Origin of the sequence: Acinetobacter sp. AL9 (assembly GCF_041464035.1) — a bacterium.
Taxonomy (GTDB): Bacteria; Pseudomonadota; Gammaproteobacteria; order Pseudomonadales; family Moraxellaceae; genus Acinetobacter; species Acinetobacter towneri.
The window spans coordinates 20,538-40,770 of record NZ_JAYFSK010000005.1 but is presented as its reverse complement, the minus strand read 5'-3'; the positions used below and the strand labels follow the sequence as shown (position 1 = coordinate 40,770).

Annotated in this window: 15 protein-coding genes and 6 tRNA genes; 14 read left to right on the top strand and 7 right to left on the bottom strand. The window is 42.0% G+C overall.

The window, feature by feature from the left end; translation table 11 throughout:
* Positions 1-24 precede the first annotated feature (24 nt).
* The 4 genes from ACEO2X_RS02095 to ACEO2X_RS02080 form a co-directional block, all read right to left on the bottom strand.
* Positions 25-1,740, bottom strand: a complete 1,716-nt coding sequence (locus ACEO2X_RS02095; RefSeq protein ID WP_225555889.1) for a proline--tRNA ligase — start codon at positions 1,738-1,740, stop codon at positions 25-27.
* Between the two features lie 123 nt (positions 1,741-1,863).
* On the bottom strand, positions 1,864-4,968 hold the full coding sequence (locus ACEO2X_RS02090; RefSeq protein WP_371971001.1) for an efflux RND transporter permease subunit: 3,105 nt from the start codon (positions 4,966-4,968) through the stop codon (positions 1,864-1,866).
* 63 nt (positions 4,969-5,031) lie between these two features.
* A complete protein-coding gene (locus tag ACEO2X_RS02085) occupies positions 5,032-6,165 on the bottom strand; it encodes an efflux RND transporter periplasmic adaptor subunit (protein ID WP_131261509.1) in 1,134 nt (377 codons plus the stop codon).
* 49 nt (positions 6,166-6,214) lie between these two features.
* Entirely contained in the window at positions 6,215-6,859 is a 645-nt protein-coding gene (locus ACEO2X_RS02080) for a hypothetical protein (protein WP_154320463.1), read from the bottom strand.
* 275 nt (positions 6,860-7,134) lie between these two features.
* Between ACEO2X_RS02080 and pilG the strand changes: the two genes are divergently transcribed.
* The 6 genes from pilG to ACEO2X_RS02050 all read left to right on the top strand — a co-directional run bounded on the left by pilG (position 7,135) and on the right by ACEO2X_RS02050 (position 15,784).
* A complete protein-coding gene (pilG, locus tag ACEO2X_RS02075) occupies positions 7,135-7,518 on the top strand; it encodes a twitching motility response regulator PilG (RefSeq protein ID WP_004975524.1) in 384 nt (127 codons plus the stop codon).
* A gap of 32 nt (positions 7,519-7,550) precedes the next feature.
* The gene (locus tag ACEO2X_RS02070) at positions 7,551-7,919 is read left to right on the top strand and encodes a PleD family two-component system response regulator (RefSeq protein WP_004975526.1); all 369 of its coding nucleotides are present in this window, start codon (positions 7,551-7,553) and stop codon (positions 7,917-7,919) included.
* A 3-nt stretch (positions 7,920-7,922) separates the two neighbouring features.
* Positions 7,923-8,459, top strand: coding sequence for a chemotaxis protein CheW (locus ACEO2X_RS02065; RefSeq protein WP_004975527.1), 537 nt, complete (start codon positions 7,923-7,925; stop codon positions 8,457-8,459).
* A gap of 46 nt (positions 8,460-8,505) precedes the next feature.
* On the top strand, positions 8,506-10,581 hold the full coding sequence (locus tag ACEO2X_RS02060) for a methyl-accepting chemotaxis protein (protein WP_371971000.1): 2,076 nt from the start codon (positions 8,506-8,508) through the stop codon (positions 10,579-10,581).
* A 169-nt stretch (positions 10,582-10,750) separates the two neighbouring features.
* A complete protein-coding gene (locus ACEO2X_RS02055) occupies positions 10,751-15,322 on the top strand; it encodes an Hpt domain-containing protein (protein ID WP_371970999.1) in 4,572 nt (1,523 codons plus the stop codon).
* Positions 15,323-15,325: 3 nt separating this feature from the next.
* Complete coding sequence (locus tag ACEO2X_RS02050) at positions 15,326-15,784, top strand: hypothetical protein (protein WP_004975530.1); 459 nt, start codon at positions 15,326-15,328, stop codon at positions 15,782-15,784.
* Between the two features lie 81 nt (positions 15,785-15,865).
* On the opposite strand, the gene dapE is transcribed toward ACEO2X_RS02050, so the two are convergent.
* The 3 genes from dapE to ACEO2X_RS02035 all read right to left on the bottom strand — a co-directional run bounded on the left by dapE (position 15,866) and on the right by ACEO2X_RS02035 (position 18,292).
* Positions 15,866-16,999, bottom strand: a complete 1,134-nt coding sequence (gene dapE / locus ACEO2X_RS02045; protein WP_371970998.1) for a succinyl-diaminopimelate desuccinylase — start codon at positions 16,997-16,999, stop codon at positions 15,866-15,868.
* Between the two features lie 141 nt (positions 17,000-17,140).
* Positions 17,141-17,287 carry an entericidin A/B family lipoprotein gene (locus tag ACEO2X_RS02040; RefSeq protein WP_096901466.1) on the bottom strand — a complete coding sequence of 49 codons (147 nt, stop codon included), beginning with the start codon at positions 17,285-17,287 and terminating at the stop codon, positions 17,141-17,143.
* 120 nt (positions 17,288-17,407) lie between these two features.
* Entirely contained in the window at positions 17,408-18,292 is an 885-nt protein-coding gene (locus tag ACEO2X_RS02035) for a DUF1853 family protein (protein ID WP_179996982.1), read from the bottom strand.
* Between the two features lie 87 nt (positions 18,293-18,379).
* On the opposite strand from ACEO2X_RS02035, the gene ACEO2X_RS02030 reads away from it, so the two are divergent.
* The 8 genes from ACEO2X_RS02030 (at position 18,380) to ACEO2X_RS01995 (ending at position 20,226) form a co-directional block, all read left to right on the top strand.
* Positions 18,380-18,760 carry a YbaN family protein gene (locus tag ACEO2X_RS02030; RefSeq protein WP_004968265.1) on the top strand — a complete coding sequence of 127 codons (381 nt, stop codon included), beginning with the start codon at positions 18,380-18,382 and terminating at the stop codon, positions 18,758-18,760.
* Between the two features lie 9 nt (positions 18,761-18,769).
* Positions 18,770-19,294: a cell wall-recycling L,D-carboxypeptidase ElsL gene (gene elsL, locus ACEO2X_RS02025; protein WP_131261501.1), complete on the top strand. Its 525-nt coding sequence runs from the start codon at positions 18,770-18,772 to the stop codon at positions 19,292-19,294.
* 262 nt (positions 19,295-19,556) lie between these two features.
* A tRNA-Val gene (locus ACEO2X_RS02020) sits at positions 19,557-19,632 on the top strand.
* Positions 19,633-19,658: 26 nt separating this feature from the next.
* A tRNA-Asp gene (locus tag ACEO2X_RS02015) sits at positions 19,659-19,735 on the top strand.
* A 51-nt stretch (positions 19,736-19,786) separates the two neighbouring features.
* Positions 19,787-19,863: transfer RNA gene (locus ACEO2X_RS02010), tRNA-Asp, on the top strand.
* 20 nt (positions 19,864-19,883) lie between these two features.
* Positions 19,884-19,959: transfer RNA gene (locus ACEO2X_RS02005), tRNA-Val, on the top strand.
* Positions 19,960-19,973: 14 nt separating this feature from the next.
* Positions 19,974-20,050 (top strand) — tRNA-Asp (locus ACEO2X_RS02000).
* 100 nt (positions 20,051-20,150) lie between these two features.
* Positions 20,151-20,226, top strand: a tRNA-Val gene (locus tag ACEO2X_RS01995).
* Positions 20,227-20,233: the final 7 nt, after the last annotated feature.

The following is a 20,233-nucleotide window of genomic DNA, read 5'->3' as shown; positions in this document are numbered from 1 at the left end:
ATTTTTTATACTCAGTCTTCAATCTTATTTGGCAATTTTGATGAGTAATTCTTCTTTCGTTAGGTTGCTAGATTCAGCATCACGACGACCTTTATATTCAAAAGTACCTGCATCTAAACCTTTCTCACCAATCACAATACGGTGCGGAATACCTGTAAGCTCAAGGTCAGAGAATTTCACCCCAGGACGTTCATTACGATCATCCAGTAATACATCATAACCCGCAGCTTGAAGTTCAGCATAAAGTGCTTCTGCTGCTTCTAATGTGCGAGGTGATTTATGTGCGTTCATTGGTACAATCGCAATTTCAAATGGTGCGATGGCTGCAGGCCAAATAATCCCTTTATCATCAAAATTTTGTTCAATGGCAGAGGCAACGACACGTGTTACTCCAATCCCATAGCATCCCATGGTAACAGTAAACGGTTTGCCATCTTCACCCAATACTTTGCAGCCCAACGCTTCTGAGTATTTAGTACCAAGCTGGAAGATATGACCGACTTCAATACCGCGTTTAATTTGTAGAGTTCCTTTGCCATCTGGAGATGGATCGCCCTCAACGACGTTACGTAAATCGTAAACTTCAGTATATTGTGCATCGCGTTCCCAGTTCACACCTGTTGCGTGTTGATCAACTTGGTTTGCACCTGCAACGAAGTCAGACAGTACTGATGCAGCACGGTCTACAATCACTGTTATGCCTTTTTCAACCAAACCTTGTGGACCAACAAAGCCAGCAGTTAAACCTAAAGCTGCAATTTGTGCATCGGTTGCAAAAGTAAGTGGTGCAGCAATCTGTGGATGCTTTTCTGCTTTAATTTCGTTGAGTTCATGGTCACCGCGCAGGAATAATGCAATCACAGGCACTTGACCTGTTTCATCTGCAACACCTTGAACCAAGAGCGCTTTGACTGATTGGTTACTATTTGTGCCTAAAAATGCAGAAACTTCCGCAATGGTTTTTTGGTTTGGTGTATCCACAATGTTGAGTTCTTGGGTTGCAGCAGCACGTTCACCCACCAAAATAGCTTCAGCCATTTCAATATTGGCTGCATAATCAGATTCGGTAGAGAAGGCGATATCATCTTCACCGCTTGAAGCCAGAACGTGGAATTCATGTGAACCAGAACCACCAATAGAACCTGTATCTGCTTGTACTGGGCGGAAGTCTAAACCTAAGCGCGAGAAAATACGGCAGTAGGTGTCGTACATTACATCATAGGTTTCTTGTAAAGAAGCTTGATCGGTATGGAAAGAATAAGCATCTTTCATAATAAATTCGCGTGAACGCATTACCCCAAAACGTGGGCGAATTTCGTCACGGAATTTGGTTTGAATTTGATAGAAGTTGATTGGTAATTGCTTATAGCTTTTTAATTCATTACGCGCCAAATCGGTAATGACTTCTTCATGTGTTGGACCGAGTACAAAAGGATTGTCGTGACGGTCATTAAAGCGCAGTAATTCAGGACCGTATTGTACATAACGACCTGACTCTTCCCAAAGTGAAGCAGGCTGAGTAACAGGCATAAAGGTTTCTAAAGCACCTGCGCGATTCATTTCTTCACGAACAATGGCTTCAACTTTATTTAGCACACGCACACCCATTGGCAGCCAAGTATATAAACCTGAAGCCAATTTACGAATCATACCCGCACGTAACATCAGCTGGTGAGAAATCACCTCGGCATCGTTTGGGGTTTCTCTTAACGTAGCAAATAAAAAGCGACTCGCGCGCATGGAAACTGTCCTAAAAAGTGAAGCGTTAAATGGAGTTTTTTCAAAGCCAGATTATACAATAAAAATCGGGCTAAACTTGCGTTAAAATTTAGCCCGAACGATTGTGTGACTTTGCGTGAGATTTTAAGAAATCAGTTTACGCGTTTGGCGTAACATAAAATTCTTAAAATCATCTAAGTAAGTGAAAATGACAGGTACGACCACCAAGGTGAGTAGGGTGGATGTAATTACACCGCCAATGACTGCGTGTGCCATAGGCGCACTTTGTTCGCCGCCTTCACCCAAGCCAAGTGCGAGTGGCACCATCCCCATCACCATTGCACTGGTGGTCATTAAAATAGGGCGTAAACGGGTTTTCCCTGCAGCTATAATTGCATCATAACGTGAATCGCCCTGATCCATGGCTTTTTTAATAAAATCAATTAGTAAAATCGCATTTTTGGTGACCAATCCCATCAGCATAATAATACCGATAATAGAAAACAGGTTCATGGTCGAGTTAAAAATAAACAGTGCCAAGAATACTCCAATCAACGATAAAGGTAGGGAAGCCATAATTGCTGCGGGGTGAATGAAACTGTTGAATTGCGAACCTAAAACAATATAAATAAACACAATAGACAGGGTAATTGCAGTCAGTGCATAACCTGCAGATTCAGCCATGTCAGCATTGGCGCCTTGAGTGTCGAAGCTATAACCTGCGGGTAATTTAAAGTTATCCTGAATTTTTTGAATGTCGGCACCAATGTCACCTGCAGGACGTCCAGCAGTGTTAGCTACGACCAAAACTTCACGGGCCAAATCACGGCGGTTGATTTGCGCTGCACCTAAACTTTCTTCAAACTTCGCCACACTTGCTAGAGGCACTAAAATATTTTGTCCATTGGCATCGGTTTTTTGTGAAGTTAAATACATATTTTGCACATCGCTCGGCAAGCTACGATGGTTTTCTGTAAGGCGAACATTGACATCGTAGGTTTCGCCACGTTCATCTTGCCAAGTGGTGACATCATCCCCCGCAATCAGTGGGCGGATAATATTGGCAATTTGATTCACCGATAGCCCTAAATCGCTGGCAAGGACACGGTTAATATGAACACCTAATGTAGGTTTAGGAGCTTTTAGCGAGCTTTCTAAATCGACAATACCATTCACCTGAGCAATTTCGGTCATAAAGCGGTCAGAGATTTTTTGTAATTCTGCTAAATCAGGGCCTTTAATAGACACCATCACAGGTTTTTGCCCACCAGAAACCGTTTCATCGGCAGATGCGACAGAGGTAATGGTGATGCCTGCAATACTTTGTAGACGCTGGCGAAATTCGTTATTGAGTTCGGTCAGCGTTTGTTGACGTTCATTACGCGGGCTGACAGTTACACGCAAGTTAACATGATTTTTCCCGCGATCTGTCACGCTGTTAATGGCTCCGTAAGTCGCGCGAACTTCAGGGTGTTGACGGATGATTTGATCTACTTGTTTTAATTTTGCTTGTGAATATTCAAGTGAGGCATCCACAGGTGTTTCAAATTTAATCCGAATCTCACCTTTGTCGGGTACAGGTACAAACTCCGTACCAATCAGTTTGGATAATCCGAGTGCTGCAAATAATGAGCCCACTGCAATCAATAAGGTAATAACGCGAAATCGTAGTGCTAATTTTAAAAGTTTTTCATAATGATGGCTTAAATTGTCGAGTTTGTTAGAAATCCAGTTTAAGAAGCGTTTTAACCGTCCAGGTTTTTTATTCGGATTTGCTTTTTCTGCCCAGTGTGCAGAAAGCATTGGATCCAGCGTAAAACTGACAAACATGGAAATCAGTACGGCAGTACTGACGGTGACACCAAATTGATAGAAAAAGCGTCCGATAATTCCGCCCATAAATGCTACAGGTAAAAATACCGCCACAATGGTTAGGGTGGTTGCTAAAACTGCCAAGCCAATTTCTTTAGTACCATCCAAAGCAGCCCTGACATGGTCTTTGCCCATATCGGCATGACGCACAATATTTTCACGAACCACAATTGCATCATCAATCAATAAGCCAATACTGAGCGAGAGTGCCAGTAAGGTCATCATGTTGATGGTAAAGCCAAATGCCCAAATAAAGGTGAGTGTGCCGAGTAGGGCGATTGGCAGGGTCAATCCTGTAATAGCGGTAGAACGGAATGAACCAAGAAACAACAGTACAATCAGGACTGCCAGAATCGCACCTTCAATAATGGTACGTGCTACATCACGGATACTGCCACGAATCCCTTTAGAAGAATCCACCACGACTTTTGCAGTCATGCCAGCAGGCAGTTGGGTTTGAATACGTTCTAAGGTTTTATAAGTGTTATCTACCACTTCAATGACATTAGAGTCTGAACTACGCAAGATATCGACAGCAACCGCAGTTTGCCCATTTAAAAATGCACTGGTTTCCAGCTCTGCTTGACTGTCTTGAATTGTGGCAACTTGTTTTAAAAAGATTGGCGCACCATTTTTATTGGCAATAATTAAATCGCCAAAAGCCAGAGGGTGAATGACTTTGGATTGGATTTCGACCACCAATTCACTATTGGCTTGTTTGAGTGTGCCGCCAGGTACTTCAATATTTTCAGCTTTGAGCGTGTTGATGACCTGATCCACACCCAGTCCAAAACTCATTAACTTTTGTGGATCTACCTCAATACGAATTTGTCGCTGTGCATCACCCAATAAATTAACAGTTCCGACACCAGACACAGTGCGCAGTTGCGGTACAACTTGTTGATCTAAATAGGAACTTAAATCACGCAAAGACATTTGTGAGGATTCAAACACAATCGACATGACTGCATTGGCAGTTGGGTCGTAGCGCTCCACCACAGGGTCTTGAATTTCATCTCGAAAGCCTGCACTGACAGACGAAATTTTATCGCGTACATCTTGTGCCGCCACTGCCGAAGGAACATCTAAATTAAACTCGGCAATAATAGTAGATAACCCTTCACTGGATTGTGAAACCAGTTGTTTGAGTCCAGAAATGGTGTTGATCTGATCTTCCATTTTCTTGGTGATTTCAGATTCAACTGTTTCAGGTGATGCACCCGGATAACTGGTATAAACCACTACAAACGGAAAATCGACGTCAGGAAATTCTTCCACGCCCATACGTTGCCATGAAGCCAAGCCAAGCACCATTAGACAAAACATCATCATGATGGTAAAAACGGGATACTTGACGCTAACTCGGGTAAACCACATAACAACGATCCTGATTTTTTATTTATTGGACATCTGCACTACTGCATTGAGATGAAATTCAATTTATTGAGGGTTATTTTGAATGATCACCTGCTGCTGAATTTGATCGGGGTTGAACACCACTCGACTGACTAGATCACTGCTCTGTAAGCCTTGAATCACAGCAGTATTGTCACTATAGCGCTGTTCTAAAACTGTGATATCCACGCGGGCAATTTTTTGATCTCGAATCACCCAAACATAAGGTTTGTTTTGGATATCGTGAATGGTATTGAGTGGGATGATTTGCCCTGAAATTGTCGTGTTCGCTAAAATATAACCATCCACAAATGCCCCAATACTTAAAGAGGGAAGACGATCAAGCGGGGTTGCAAAAAATTCAATTTGACGACTGGCTAAATCCGCAACAGGAGAAACACGGCTAATTTGTGCATTAAATGTGTTTGCTTGTCCTTGGAGTTGATATTCAATTTTTTGACCAATTTTGAGTGCGGCTTGTAAGTCGCTTGGTAATTTCGCTTGAATTTCTAATTGGTTCGGATCGACGACTTCAAATAAGGTTTGTCCTGCAGCCACAGTTTGCCCAGGCTCAACTTGACGTTGGGTAATGACACCATGAATTGGACTGGTAATCGTGCCATCTTGATCGGCTTTTAGTGCAATATCGACATTGGCTTGTTGGGCGCGTACATTTTCCATTTGCGCACGATAATCTAACTGACTTTGCTCATATTCCACTTGTGAAATAAAACCCTGATCGAGCAAACGTTTTTTTCGTTGCATCATGTTGCGGGCTTGGTTGGCTTGCGCTTGCGTTGCAGCTAAATTGGCGCGAGCTTGTGCTAAACGCGCAGCATTATCCTGATTATTTAAGCGTAGCAAGGTTTGACCACGTTGTACGCTATCTCCCACTTTGACATAGACTGAGGTTGCTGTGGCAGTCACCTGTGCTTGAATACTGCTTTGATTCACAGCACGCACTGTGCCTGTAAAGGCAGTTTTACTGATTGCGCTGCCTTGTTGTGGTGTCACTAAATCTTGCTGAATGAGTTCAATTTTTTCTGATACTGTTGTTTTATTTTCAGTTTCTGTTTTTTGGCAGGCACTCAGCAAAATACATAAACCGATTGCACCGATACGAAAAATGGGTAAATGCTGCCGATTAAACCTAACTGCGATACGCTGCGCAATGTGCATGCATATTTGTCCTTATTGATTGCCAAAATGACAAGGTAATTCAAATCAACTATTCAAGTGCTTTTAAGCGAGTAATAATTCTGTCGTATTCTGCTTGTGTATTTCGATAGCTTGTTTGTAAAGATTGAATCATATCTTTTTTAAGCTCGATGTTTTTTAAGTTATTGTCCAAATTGGTTTTTAGTTGTGCAGGCACAGGTTTGACCTTGCGTAAATACTCCATTTCTTGACGTTTAAAAGTAATACGGTCATTTTGCAGCTGTTTGAGTTGTTCTTGTTGGAAAATAATTTGCTTTTTAATATGCGCTAAAGCGTTATTACGTTTAGTGATTGCGGTTTGACTATTGGTATAGGCTTTTTTTAAACGCTGATCAGATTCCATTTGATACGCTTGAGCAGCACGTTGTGGGGCTTTTTTAATATCCATTTCAGTGTTGTATGGACGTGCGCGCTGAATCACTTGCATGTTACGGTCTAATGCTTCATAGCCATGACGAATATGATTAGGTGTCACATTACTACTAATATTTGCAACGCCATGTTGATCATAATAGCGATACCACACCGCTTTGTTCTGGCTGTCAGCCATGAGTGGGGCAGAGGACAAGAGCAGTAAAGCAAGCATGCCCAATTTAAGTGACTGCTTATTTTGTTTTAATTTGACAGCGAGTGATTTTGCAAAAAAAGTGCTCACGTTGTCCCCCACAATAAAGTTGACTAAATTACTTAAATTACACGTAATAATAGTGTTATATTAGATCAAAATTAGGAATTAAAAAAATACAACCGATAAAAAATATCAATGGTCACAAGAAAGTGTGAGCGGTTTGGTGATAATGGTGTAAAAGTGTAGATTTACACTAAATATGTTCATTGAAACTACAAGTAAAGATATGTTAAAAATACGATCAATGTGTAAGATTTTTCTACTCAGTTGCTTGTACAAACAAAAATGGGAAGGGTCATTGAATGGACGATAAATTCCAAAATCTAAAAGTCATGGTGATTGATGATTCAAAAACCATTCGCCGTACAGCTGAAACACTTCTGCAGCGTGAAGGTTGTGAAGTGGTTACCGCAGTTGATGGATTTGAAGCTTTATCCAAAATTGCAGAATCAAATCCAGATATCGTATTCGTAGATATTATGATGCCACGCCTAGATGGTTACCAAACGTGTGCCTTAATTAAAAACTCGCAAAACTACCAAAACATTCCTGTCATTATGCTATCAAGTAAAGATGGTTTATTTGACCAAGCTAAAGGACGTGTCGTGGGTTCTGATGAGTATCTGACTAAACCATTTAGTAAAGATGAATTATTAAACGCCATTCGTAACCACGTGACCGCATAATTATTAGTTAGTTAGATTTATTGGGGAAAATAATGGCTCGTATTCTTATTGTAGATGATTCACCTACAGAAACATTCCGCTTTAGAGAAATCTTGACCAAGCATGGTTTTGAAGTCATTGAAGCAGCGAATGGTGCAGATGGCGTGACCATGGCGCAAGCTGAATTACCAGATTTAGTATTAATGGATGTGGTTATGCCAGGCGTGAATGGCTTTCAGGCAACACGTCAAATTTCGCGTGGTGACACCACCAAACACATTCCAATTGTAATTGTGAGTACCAAAGATCAGGCAACTGATCGTGTTTGGGGAAAACGCCAAGGTGCAAGCGATTACTTAACTAAGCCTGTTGACGAAAAACAATTAATTGATGTGATTAATCAACACCTTAATGCAGGATAAGCTATGGCTGCAAATGGTTTTATTGAATTGCTTCGGTTATCTAAACGTGGAAACAAAAACTACGTTAGTACCGAAAATGAGGTAAACCGCTGGTCAGGCATTGCTTTTGAGATGATGGGGCAATATTTCGTTGCTCCATTAGGAGAAGTTTCTGAGGTTATTTATCCACCGAAATATACGCCAGTGCCAAATACCCAACCTTGGGTAGTAGGTTTAGCGAATATTCGCGGAAGATTACTTTCAGTTTCAGATTTGGCACATTATGTTTCTGGGCAAAGCAGCCAATATTCACCTACTCAAAAAGTAATGTGTATTAGTCATAATGACCATTATGTCGGTTTAGTTGTAGATCAAGTTTTGGGTATACAGCACTTTAATAAGAAAAGTTTCTTTTCTAAACACAATGATTTAGATAGTAATTTACAAGAATATTGTCAGGGGTATTTTCACCAACATAACCAACAATGGCATGTTTTCTTATTTAGTCGTTTATTGCAAAACCCAAAATACATGAACGCATCTATAAAATTTATAAATTAACTGTCGCGCACCTAAAAAATGAAGGCGTCAATCGGGGAGAAGCTGCATGGGCTTTAAACTTAAAAAGAAAAATTCAGGCGAAGAAACCGTCCGTAAAGCAAGTGGTCCAGGTTTTTTTGCAAAATTACAGGCGCGAACAGAAGAGTTTGCGAGTGTATTTGGCGAAACAGAAAAATCTAAGCCACTTATTTTAGGCGCAGCTTTTTGTATCATCTTATCGCTTTTCCTGTTGTTATACCTTTTTTATAGCGTGCCGCGTAATAACGATTTTACCCGTAGTTTGGGTGATTTACGTCTGTTGTCACAAACCATTTCACGTCAAGCAACCGAAGCGACTGCATCAGGTACGCCTGAATCTATTAAAAACTTAACAGATTCACAAAAAGCCTTTGCTGCTCACTTAGAAACAGTGAAGGATATTCATGCCAGCACAGATACACTGCGTGAAGTGGAAACACAGTGGAAATCGGTTTCTGAAAATATTGATTTGATTGCTTCGCAACAAAAAATCATTAACCAACTCTATGACACCAACATTGCAATTGGTGAAACCATTCCGGGTATTCAGGCTGAATATAACTTGATGGTTGACCAAATGGCACGTCAAGACATGCCAAGTAGCCAGGTGGTTATTGCAAAGAACCAAGTATTCATTGCAGAACGTATTTTACGTTCAATCAGTTCTGTATTAACAGGTACAGACAGTTCACGTGAATCTGCAGATGACTTTAGTGCCGATACCGAAACGTTTGGTGCTTACTTGGCAGCACAGTTAAATGGTAGTGCGGAACTTGGTGTACAACGTATTACTCAAGAAGATTTACGTAGTTCATTAGAAGGTATTCAAGCAGAATATGAAGATGTATTGAAATCTGCTGCTGTAACAGTTTTAAATAACTCAACACAAATTGTAAAAGTACGTCAGGCATCATCTTCTATTTTCGATCAGTCAGATAAACTTTTAACCAATTTAAATAAATTGTCTAGCAGTTCAGGTTGGTCTATTGCAATTCCTGCAATTGGCTTAATTGCAGCATTACTTGCGTTCTTATTCTGTGTATTCAAACTCTTAAGCTTACGTGGTGAAGCCGATAAAGCTCGCGTGGTTCGTCTACAAGATGAATATGACCGTAACCAGAACGCGATTTTACGTTTACTCGATGAGATCGCCGACCTTGCAGATGGTGACTTACGTTCATACGCAACAGTATCGGAAGACTTCACGGGTGCAATTGCCGACTCGATTAACTTCGCAATTGACCAATTACGTGACCTTGTATCGCGTATTCACGAAACATCGCACGAAGTTGCACAATATACGGCAACCACACAGAACATTACCAACCAGCTTGCTGAAGCATCTGAGCATCAGGCGCAAGAAATTGCAGGTGCATCTGCCGCAATTAACGAAATGGCAATGTCGATTGACCAAGTATCTGCCAACGCTGAAGAATCAGCAGCGGTAGCAGAACGTTCAGTACATATTGCATCGAATGGTGCAGACGTTGTAAACCGTTCAATTGAAGGTATGGATATCATTCGTGAGCAGATTCAAGAAACCTCTAAACGTATTAAGCGTTTGGGTGAATCTTCACAAGAGATTGGTAACATCGTTGCCTTGATTAACGATATTGCCGACCAAACTAACATCTTGGCATTAAACGCAGCAATTCAGGCGTCTATGGCGGGTGAAGCAGGTCGTGGTTTCGCAGTCGTAGCCGACGAGGTACAGCGTCTAGCGGAACGTTCAGCATCTGCAACCAAGCAGATTGAAACACTGGTTAAAACCATTCAGACCGATACCAACGAAGCCGTAATTTCGATGGAACAAACCACATCAGAAGTTGTGCGTGGTGCGAACTTATCTAAAGATGCGGGTGTTGCACTGGATGAGATTCAAACGGTATCGACCAACCTTGCGAAATTGATTTCTAACATTTCGGATGCTGCAAAACTTCAGTCTGCTTCTGCAGGTCACATTGCAACCACGATGAACGTTGTACAGGAAATTACCTCGCAAACGACCAGTGCAACTTTCGATACTGCACGTTCGGTATCTGAGTTGGCCAACATGGCAGAATCATTACGTGAATCTGTAACTGACTTTAAACTACCTGAATAAGCGGGATTCCAGCTTGGGGAAAGGTGTACCTATACACAGTTATGGGTACACCATCATTCAGAGATAAAGCATCGCAAAGATGAACTTAACTTTTGGGTTAGGGGCATTCAGGATGGTTACAATTAAGTTGAAGTGCCTTTGGGTGCTGAAAACGTAAGAAGCCTTAGCTATGAAAGAAATATTAAAAAATTTAGTCGGAACAATGACGCTTCCTGAAGATAGTTATCTTGAGCAAGATGCGGAAATTCTTGAAATTTTTGTCGAAGAAATTGAAGAAATCTTCGAAGAATTAAATCCATTATTTACAACTTGGTTTGCGAACCCAACAGATCAAGAAACTTTAGTGACTATTCGTCGTCACTTTCACACTTTAAAAGGCTCGGGTCGCATGGTGGGTGCGAAGTCTGCGGGCGAATTGGCATGGACGGTTGAAGATACTTTAAACCGTGTGCTTTCGGGTGCGGTAACACTCAATACTGATATTCAAAAATACGCAAAAACTGTTTTAAATATTTATCAATACAAGCTTTATCCAATTTTTAAACAAGTCGGTTTAATTGATCTTGATTTACGCCCATTAGTGCTTTTAGGACAACAATTACAGCAAAACCAAAGTCCTGAACCTGCATTGGAAGAGTTGCTGATTTTAGCGGATCAACTGACTGCAACTGATATGCCGACAGGACTAGAATTGGCGGATGCTGCAGTTGAAACAGCAGTAGTCACAGCAGTTGAATCATCTGAAGATGTAATAACTGCTGAAGAAATGCCGCAGACAGAAGTTGCACAAGAAGAGGCTGCTGATGCGAGCCTATTGGCTGAAACTCTGGCTATTTTTGTGGAAGAAGCTGAAGAGCATTTAGCAACAATTGATCAGTTCTTGGCGCAAGATCAGATTCACTCACAAGACTATAATGGCTTAATTCGTGCTTTACATACACTGCGCGGCAGTTCGTCTATGGCGCAAATTGATCAAGTTTTTCAAGCCAGTTCTAAAGTTGAAAACTTGTTTAAAACATTTGTGCAAGATGAAATTGAATCCACCTCTAAAGAAACTGCGCTGTTGGTGCAATATGCAGAATTTGTCCGTGATTATCTGCATGTGCTTCGTCAAGGTCACTGTGATGGTTTAGATGTAATCTATGCAACTTTTAATAAAGCATGGGATAGCTATGGGTTTAGCACCAGCGATACGGAAGACTCCAACCCTCAAGGTTTGGTGTCGAAACTTATTGAACTGAATATTGATCGTTTACTTGATGCCGAATTTGAGTTTGATAAATTGGCGCAAGCGCAATTCCCAAGCTATTTAGAAGAACTCAGCGCACAAGCACAATTATTGGTAGAGCATACCGATAACCGTGCGTCTGTGGGTATCCATCAATTTACTGAAGAACTTAAAGCCGCTTACGACAGTGTTTTAGCCAAGCCAATCTTGCTTAACTCTGAATATGGTTATGAGTTATTTGCACAGGCGCACCAAGAGTTTATTCATTTATTCGATACTTTGGCTGCGGGACAGCGTGTTACGGTTACAGAAGACATTCAGAAAACCTTAAATGACTTAACTGCATTTGTGCAGCAAGACATTGATGCAAATGTATTGGAAGATGTTGAAACATCAGAGAGCAACAATGCTGTGGAAACAACAGTTGTTGCAGAACCTGAAGCGGCACCAGTTGCAGTTACTGGCGAAAGTTCGGGCACTGTGAATTTGGCACAATTGTCACAACGTATTGCATCAGATCAACAAAACATGCATGCCTATGATGCCAATAAAGACTTCGATCCTGACTTGCTGGATATCTTCTTGGAAGAAGCAGAAGAGCTTTTGGTGGGTATGGATGAAGATGTTAATACTTGGTCAAAAGACGCCAGCGATACTTCGGCATTAAATAACTTAATGCGTTATTTGCACACTTTGAAAGGTGGCGCAAATATGATTTCTGCGACGCATATTGGTTTAATTGCACACAACCTCGAGTCGATTTACGAGCGTATCATTAACAACCAAATTGTTGTTTCACCTGCGTTAATTCAAATTATTCGTTTGGTGCAAGATGATATTGCAGACCGTATTCAGACCATTCGTGATGAGCGTGTAGACTATGCAGCACCAGAGTCAATTGCGATTTTAGGCAACATTGTTAGCTTGGCACAAGGCGATGCAGATGCGTCAGTCGCAGGTGCAGCAACCGCTGCGCAGCCTGAACAGGCTGTTGAAGCAGAAGAAGTTGATGCACAGCCTGAGTTCGCGGCAGAAGCGTTGCAAGACACGACTGCAAATTTAGCTGAAAATGACGCAGTTATTGCTGATGATGCACATCTTGAAGACACCGCTGCTGCGGCATTTGAACCGATCACAGAAACTGCAAGTCTTGAAGCAAGTGCTGAATCTGAAGATGAGCAATTACATTCAATTGTGGTTGAAACTTTCCGAGAAGAAGCGGAAGAAATTTTGGATGCTGCAGATCAGCGTTTGAAACAATGGTTTGAACAGCGTAGTGACCGTAGTATCTTGCTTCAATTACAACGTGCGGCACACAGCTTAAAAGGCGGTGCACGTATGGCTGAAATTGAGCCTGTTGCGCAAATTGCCTATCAACTTGAAAGTGCCTTTGAACAGTTTGCGGTGCATCAATTTAACTCAAATGTTTATGATGCCTTGTTGCAAACCACGTTAGCGTGGTTACGTGATGCAATTTTCAAAGCAGATTACAGCAATTATGACAGCTTAAAATCTAGCTTGTCGGCAATGCAGTTTGTGGATGTATCTGCACAATTGCCTGAGCGTTTAACGCATACCGACTTGTTATCGCCAAGCCGTAGTTATGAGTTTGTTCAGGGTGATGGTACAGAGCCGCCTGCAATGTCGGGTGAGTGGGGCGAAACCACACAGCTGGATAATAGCAATGAGATGATTCGTATCTCGGCCGATTTAGTCGAGAAGATGATTGACTTGTCAGGCGAGAACTCGATTAACCGTTCACGTATTGAAATGGAGCTTGGGCAACTGGGCGGTACGTTGAATGAGATGGAATTGGCGATTAAACGTCTTGCCGATCAGTTACGTCGAATGGAAGGCGAGCTGGAATCGCAAATTATTGCCAAGCACGGTTCTGAAAACTCACGTTATGCAGACTTTGACCCATTAGAGATGGATCAATATTCATCGTTGAATCAGTTGTCTAAATCTCTGGCGGAATCTGCATCGGACTTGGTGGACTTTAAGAGCACCTTGGCTGAAAAAATTCGTGATGCTGAAGGTTTGTTATTACAACAATCACGTATTCAGGCCGAAATTCAAGAAAGCTTGATGCGCACACGCCTTGTACCATTCTCACGTTTATTGCCACGTTTACAACGTATTGTGCGTCAGACTTCATCGACCTTAAACCGTCCAACAGAATTGGTGGTTTATAACACTGAAGGTGAATTAGACCGTACCATTCTAGAGCGTTTGGTGACACCGTTTGAACACATGCTGCGCAACGCGGTTGACCATGGTATTGAAGACCCTGCACAACGTGCTGCAGCCAATAAACCTGAAGTTGGTAAAATTGAACTGAACATTACTCGCCAAGGCACAGATGTTATGGTGACTTTTGTGGATGATGGTAAGGGTATTGATGATGCTAAGATTAAAGAAAAAGCATTGAGCTTAGGTTTAATCAAAGCCGATCAGAATTTAGATAAAAATGAAATTCTGCAATACATTTTCCACCCAGGCTTTACAACAGCACAATCGGTTACACAAATTTCAGGTCGTGGCGTTGGTTTAGACGTGGTGCAAAGTGAGATTAAGGCGCTCGGCGGTCACGTTTCTGTAGATTCAACATTAGGTCAAGGCACAACCTTTAGTATTCGTGTACCAACGACGGTTGCGGTATCCGATGCCTTAATGGTTAAAGTTGGTGATCAACAATTTGCTGTACCGTTGGCGCAAATTGACCGTATTGTACGTATTGCACCAACCACTTTGGAATCTTACTTCAACAGCAATGAAGATTTCTTCCAAATTGACAACCAGAACTACAAGTTACGTTACTTATCTGAGTTCGTTGGCAATCAGCCATTACCGCGTTTAAGCCATGTGGGTCATTCACTACCTGTTCTGTTAATTAAAGGCAGCACAGGTCAAACCATTGCTTTACTAGTCGATCAGTTGATTGGTTCGCGTGGTCAAATTGTTGTGAAACCAATTGGACAACAGTTCTCAAGCATTGGTGCAATTGCAGGCGCAACTATTTTGGGTGATGGTCAAGTTTGTTTGATTTTGGATGGTCAGAACATTGCCCGTCAAATTCTTGCAACGCAACGTACTAAACAAGCCAGCGATCAACGTGATAGCCAACGTCGTGATACACGCCGCTTAATTATGATTGTGGATGACTCAGTCACCGTACGTAAAGTAACTTCACGTATGCTTGAGCGTCAAGGTTATGACATCGTGACTGCCAAAGATGGTGTCGATGCCATGGAGCAGCTTGAAAACGTCAAACCTGACTTGATGTTACTGGATATTGAAATGCCACGTATGGATGGTTTTGAGGTGACTAACCTTGTACGCCACCACGACATGCATAGCAATCTGCCGATCATCATGATTACGTCACGTACAGGTGAAAAACACCGCGAACGAGCGTTTAGCTTGGGTGTGACGCACTACATGGGTAAACCGTTCCAAGAGGCAGAATTGCTTGCCAATATTGAACAATTATTAGCAGTTAGTCAGGGGTAAACGATGAGTCAGACGAATAGTCCAAATTTACTCGGGCAAATCAGTCAGCAAGAGCTGCAACATTTAATTACCGTATCTACCGGTTTTATTGATGCTTATATTGTTGAATGTCATGGTAAACAACCAATGCTGATACCTCAAAATATTGTGTTGTCAGCGCTGGATAACGCCACTCAAGTTAAAACTGTGGAATGGCACGAATCGCAATTGCCTGTTTATGCGGTCAATGACCCAGAGAAAAAAATGGGCGTGGCACTGGTTATTGAAGGCGATGAAATGGAGCAGCGTTTTGCTTTGATGTGCAATGAAATGCCTAAAACCCTGCGCTTGCGTATTTCTGAAGTGGTAGATGATGACCAGCAAACCACGACTGATCCTGCGGTATTCCAATATGTCCGTATGGGTGAGCAGGTCTTTCATGTGCCTAATTTGCAATACATTCAAGAAAATTTGACGATCTAAACGCAATTTTCTCCGTTGTAAAATAGAAAAGGAACTCAAATAGAGTTCCTTTTCTGCTTCATGCAACTAATCTTATTGGATTTAAGTTAGTAATCCTTCCAAAATCTGTTCATAAATTTCTGCCAATGGCTCTAAATCAGCCACATCAACATGCTCGTTAATTTGGTGAATGGTGGCATTGAGTACGCCTAATTCCAACACTTGCGCACCTGTTGGCGCAATAAAGCGACCATCAGATGTACCGCCACTGGTCGATAATTCTGTTTCAACACCTGTGACATTGCGAATGGCTTGACGTGCAGCATTAACCAATTCACCTACAGGGGTTAAAAATGGCAAACCTGAAAGCGTCCACTCGATTTCATACTCCACTTGATGGCGATCTAAAATTTCCAAGACGCGAGCTTTTAGCTCATCTGCAGTCACTTCAGTCGAATAACGGAAGTTAAAGGTCACCGTCATATTGCCAGGGACAACATTGGTCGCGCCTGTTCCTGCTTGAATATTTGAAATTTGAAATGAGGTGGCAGGGAAGTATTCATTGCCATGATCCCACACCGTTTCACACAGTTCCGAAATCGCTTTAGACGCGGTATGAATCGGGTTAATTGCCAAGTGTGGATAAGCCACATGACCTTGTTTGCCTTTTACAGTCAAGACACCATTGAGCGAACCGCGACGCCCATTTTTAATAATATCGCCTAATTTATGGGTACTTGAAGGTTCACCTACCAAACACCAAGTCATTTTTTCCTGACGTGCTTCTAAAGTTTCAACGACTTTGACGGTGCCGTTAATAGAGGGGCCTTCTTCATCAGAAGTGATCAAAAAGGCAATTGAGCCTTTGTGATCAGGATGTTTGGCGACAAAGCGTTCAGAGGCAACCACCATGGCTGCCAATGCGGTTTTCATGTCGGCACTGCCACGACCATAAAGTTTGCCATCACGAATTTCAGGTACGAATGGATCGGTATTCCATGCGTTTAAATTGCCAGTTGGTACAACATCGGTATGACCTGCAAAGCAAAAGACTGGTGCTTCCGTACCTTTACGCGCCCAGAGGTTATCTACATCGTCAAAACGCATAGATTCAATCTTAAATCCAATTTTTTCTAAGCGTTCTGCCATGAGGTTTTGACAGTTGTGATCGACAGGAGTGACAGACGGTTGGCGTAAAAGCTGAAGGCTTAAATCCAGAGTAGCAGAAGAGGTCATGAGAGTTTCAGACGTTTATCAAGAGTAAGTGCTAATAATAGGGGAATAATGCAACAAAAGTGAAATTTTAGCGTGAAAAAACCTTGTCCGAGAACAAGGTTTTTTGTGGTTTTTGTGAAGATATTCCTGAAATACTCAGAATTATTTGCGAATTTCTTGTTGGGTTTTTTCAGCAGTATTACTCACCGCATGACCTGCAGAAGATACGTCTTCGCCCACGCCTTTAATTGTATTACAACCCGTTAAAACAAAGGCTAATAGTAGTGAAGTCGCTAGAATTTTTTTCATGATCATCTCCAATATGTTCTAGATAGATTATTTTGATGTGTTTTTTAGCTTAGGAAATAAACAGAAAAATAAATAGGCAACTTTTATGGTGCTTACGTAATAAAATGTTGAAACTGGTATTCAGCGTGTTAATGGTGGATAGTTAATCAGCGGTGCAGCACGATACATATAAAATTGTGAATGTGCCGCCCGATAATACAAGCCATCTCCCCACCATTGATTAGGATGGCTACTGGCTTGAGCATTTTGACAAATCCATTCATGACGTTGCAGGCGATAAAACTGTTCTGTTTGTGCAGGAATATCACTCCCCCAAAGACCTAAACGACGAGCGCGATTAACCCAGTATGGCACAAGTGTTGTAGATGATTGTGCCAAGTGATGTATGGTGAAATACAATTGTCCTTTGAGTACAGCAAAACGGCGTTGAATCGGCACATCCAAGGCTTGTTTAAATTGAAATTGCTTTTGACTAAAATGATTCAGTTTACGCGCTAAAGTATCGGAGCGGTTTAAACCATACCAGTGTGCCAAAGAGCAATCCGCTTCGGCTAAGTAGTATTTTAATGCGACTTCCCAGTGTTCAACCTGCTGCGTGTCATGGTTGTGCAGTAAAAAATCCAGTTCACCCACAGTTTTAGCACCATCAATAATTTGAATACTGTGCCCCAATAATTCGAAGGGATGATAGTCACGATCACGCAGCCAAAACCACATCAACATTTCAAAGCGTAAGCCTAAACGGGTACTTTTCAGTTGATTTAAAAAATCGTAAACCGCTTCGGGATGTGAATCTAAATAGGCTAAACGTGATTGATAAGCGTGATAATGGTGTTGCCAAAAAGTATCTGAATGGAATTCAAAAGTATGTTGAATGGGCAATTGCTCAGGCACAGCACATAAAATATTCGGACTTGCCACACTAAAAGCCAACTGACGGATAAGCGGGGTTTTGTAGGTCAGCCATACTTCGGGCAGAAGCTCGGGTTGATGCAACTCAATCATTATGAATCCATGCTGAAAAATGCAGAATTACAACGGAAAATTAAAAAACGCTTTATACTACCGCAATTCGTAGTTTAGGACAGTGGTATGCAAAGCTTGTTATGGCGAAGTTTAGTGGTGATCTTTGTCATCCTTGGCTTTATTGGTGCATTGTTGCCGGGTATGCCTACTACAGTTTTTTTGATTTTAGCAGCTTGGGCATCGTCACGCGGTTGGCCGCAAATGGACAACTGGTTACTGAATCATCCTAAATATGGCAGTACACTCAGAGATTGGCGCGCCAATGGTACTGTACCGCGTAAAGCCAAATGGTTTGCAACGATCATGATGAGTATTAGTGCCGTGATCATGCTGTTCACAACTGCGCCCGTTGCGGTCAAAATTTTTACCAATACCACCATGTTGGTGGTGTGTATTTGGTTGTGGTTACGTCCTGAACCACAGCCGCCCACGAAAGAAGAAGAATAGGGTAGCGCAATGTCTTTTTTATACACACAAGCAGATATTTTGATTGATTTAGCCGAGCAAACTTTATATTTGCCGAAGCATCAGAAACTCTACGTCATCTCGAGTGGTGTGAATGGCATTGGTGAAACTGAAAATAGTGGTAAAACACCACGTGGCTGGCATGAAGTCGCTTTAAAATTTGGTGAAAATGAACCTGAAAATGCAGTATTTATTGCGCGTCAACCGACAGGTGAAATTTACAATTTAGATTTAGCTGAACAATTTCCTGAACGGGACTGGATTTTAAGCCGCATTTTATGGCTCAGTGGTTTGCAAGAAGGTTTTAATCAAGGCATTGGCTGCGATACTTTTCAGCGCTATATCTATATACATGGCACACCAGACACAGAACCGATGGGAATTCCTGCATCGCATGGCTGTATTCGGATGCGTAACCACGATATTTTAGAATTGTTTGAACTGATTCCAGAAAAAGCCTTGGTTTATATTTCTGAACACAAGCTAGATTTAAATAGCTTAGGTTTGCTTGGTTGATGGTGCGAGTCAATTGAATAAAGTTGTATCTATCACAACATAAAAAACCAACATATTGAGCAGATAGATTGCAGAGCTAACAAGTTGAAAAGCACATTAATTTTGCTTGAAAACTAAAATAACTTGCAGAATTTGTTTGTTTTTATAGCGGATCACCTATTTTTTAATCACTCAGTCACAAAAAACTGAAAACAAGCCGAAAAGCGTTTGACAGGCGGTAAAGATTCTCTATAATGCACCTCACAAACGATAAAGACGTTAAGGGCGCTTAGCTCAGTTGGTAGAGCGTCTGCCTTACAAGCAGAATGTCGGCGGTTCGATCCCGTCAGCGCCCACCAAGCCTTTACGTTATAGATTCTTACGTGCAGCGGTAGTTCAGTTGGTTAGAATACCGGCCTGTCACGCCGGGGGTCGCGGGTTCGAGCCCCGTCCGCTGCGCCACTTAAGATTCTTTAACCATTGTTTGTACCACAATAGTGACTTTGTGTAAGTGCAGCGGTAGTTCAGTTGGTTAGAATACCGGCCTGTCACGCCGGGGGTCGCGGGTTCGAGCCCCGTCCGCTGCGCCATTTACATAAATTGCTTTTGAGGGCGCTTAGCTCAGTTGGTAGAGCGTCTGCCTTACAAGCAGAATGTCGGCGGTTCGATCCCGTCAGCGCCCACCAGATTCTTTTGCGATGCAGCGGTAGTTCAGTTGGTTAGAATACCGGCCTGTCACGCCGGGGGTCGCGGGTTCGAGCCCCGTCCGCTGCGCCATTCAAAAGAAAAGTTTAGGTTGCCTGATAGACTTAAACTGAATGATGCAAAGTTTGACAGTTTTGCAAAATCAGAACAAAATATTGTTTTGATCTTATCAGGGCGCTTAGCTCAGTTGGTAGAGCGTCTGCCTTACAAGCAGAATGTCGGCGGTTCGATCCCGTCAGCGCCCACCATATTTTA

What these genes read in the sequence shown, in the direction of transcription:
- ACEO2X_RS02060 (WP_371971000.1), top strand. Translation starts at nt 8,506, where the DNA reads ATGGGCTTTAAACTTAAAAAGAAAAATTCAGGCGAAGAAACCGTCCGT.
- ACEO2X_RS02085 (WP_131261509.1), bottom strand. Translation starts at nt 6,165, where the DNA reads ATGCACATTGCGCAGCGTATCGCAGTTAGGTTTAATCGGCAGCATTTA.
- elsL (WP_131261501.1), top strand. Translation starts at nt 18,770, where the DNA reads ATGTCTTTTTTATACACACAAGCAGATATTTTGATTGATTTAGCCGAG.
- ACEO2X_RS02050 (WP_004975530.1), top strand. Translation starts at nt 15,326, where the DNA reads ATGAGTCAGACGAATAGTCCAAATTTACTCGGGCAAATCAGTCAGCAA.
- ACEO2X_RS02055 (WP_371970999.1), top strand. Translation starts at nt 10,751, where the DNA reads ATGAAAGAAATATTAAAAAATTTAGTCGGAACAATGACGCTTCCTGAA.
- pilG (WP_004975524.1), top strand. Translation starts at nt 7,135, where the DNA reads ATGGACGATAAATTCCAAAATCTAAAAGTCATGGTGATTGATGATTCA.
- ACEO2X_RS02095 (WP_225555889.1), bottom strand. Translation starts at nt 1,740, where the DNA reads ATGCGCGCGAGTCGCTTTTTATTTGCTACGTTAAGAGAAACCCCAAAC.
- ACEO2X_RS02030 (WP_004968265.1), top strand. Translation starts at nt 18,380, where the DNA reads ATGCAAAGCTTGTTATGGCGAAGTTTAGTGGTGATCTTTGTCATCCTT.
- dapE (WP_371970998.1), bottom strand. Translation starts at nt 16,999, where the DNA reads ATGACCTCTTCTGCTACTCTGGATTTAAGCCTTCAGCTTTTACGCCAA.
- ACEO2X_RS02035 (WP_179996982.1), bottom strand. Translation starts at nt 18,292, where the DNA reads ATGATTGAGTTGCATCAACCCGAGCTTCTGCCCGAAGTATGGCTGACC.
- ACEO2X_RS02065 (WP_004975527.1), top strand. Translation starts at nt 7,923, where the DNA reads ATGGCTGCAAATGGTTTTATTGAATTGCTTCGGTTATCTAAACGTGGA.
- ACEO2X_RS02040 (WP_096901466.1), bottom strand. Translation starts at nt 17,287, where the DNA reads ATGAAAAAAATTCTAGCGACTTCACTACTATTAGCCTTTGTTTTAACG.
- ACEO2X_RS02070 (WP_004975526.1), top strand. Translation starts at nt 7,551, where the DNA reads ATGGCTCGTATTCTTATTGTAGATGATTCACCTACAGAAACATTCCGC.
- ACEO2X_RS02090 (WP_371971001.1), bottom strand. Translation starts at nt 4,968, where the DNA reads ATGTGGTTTACCCGAGTTAGCGTCAAGTATCCCGTTTTTACCATCATG.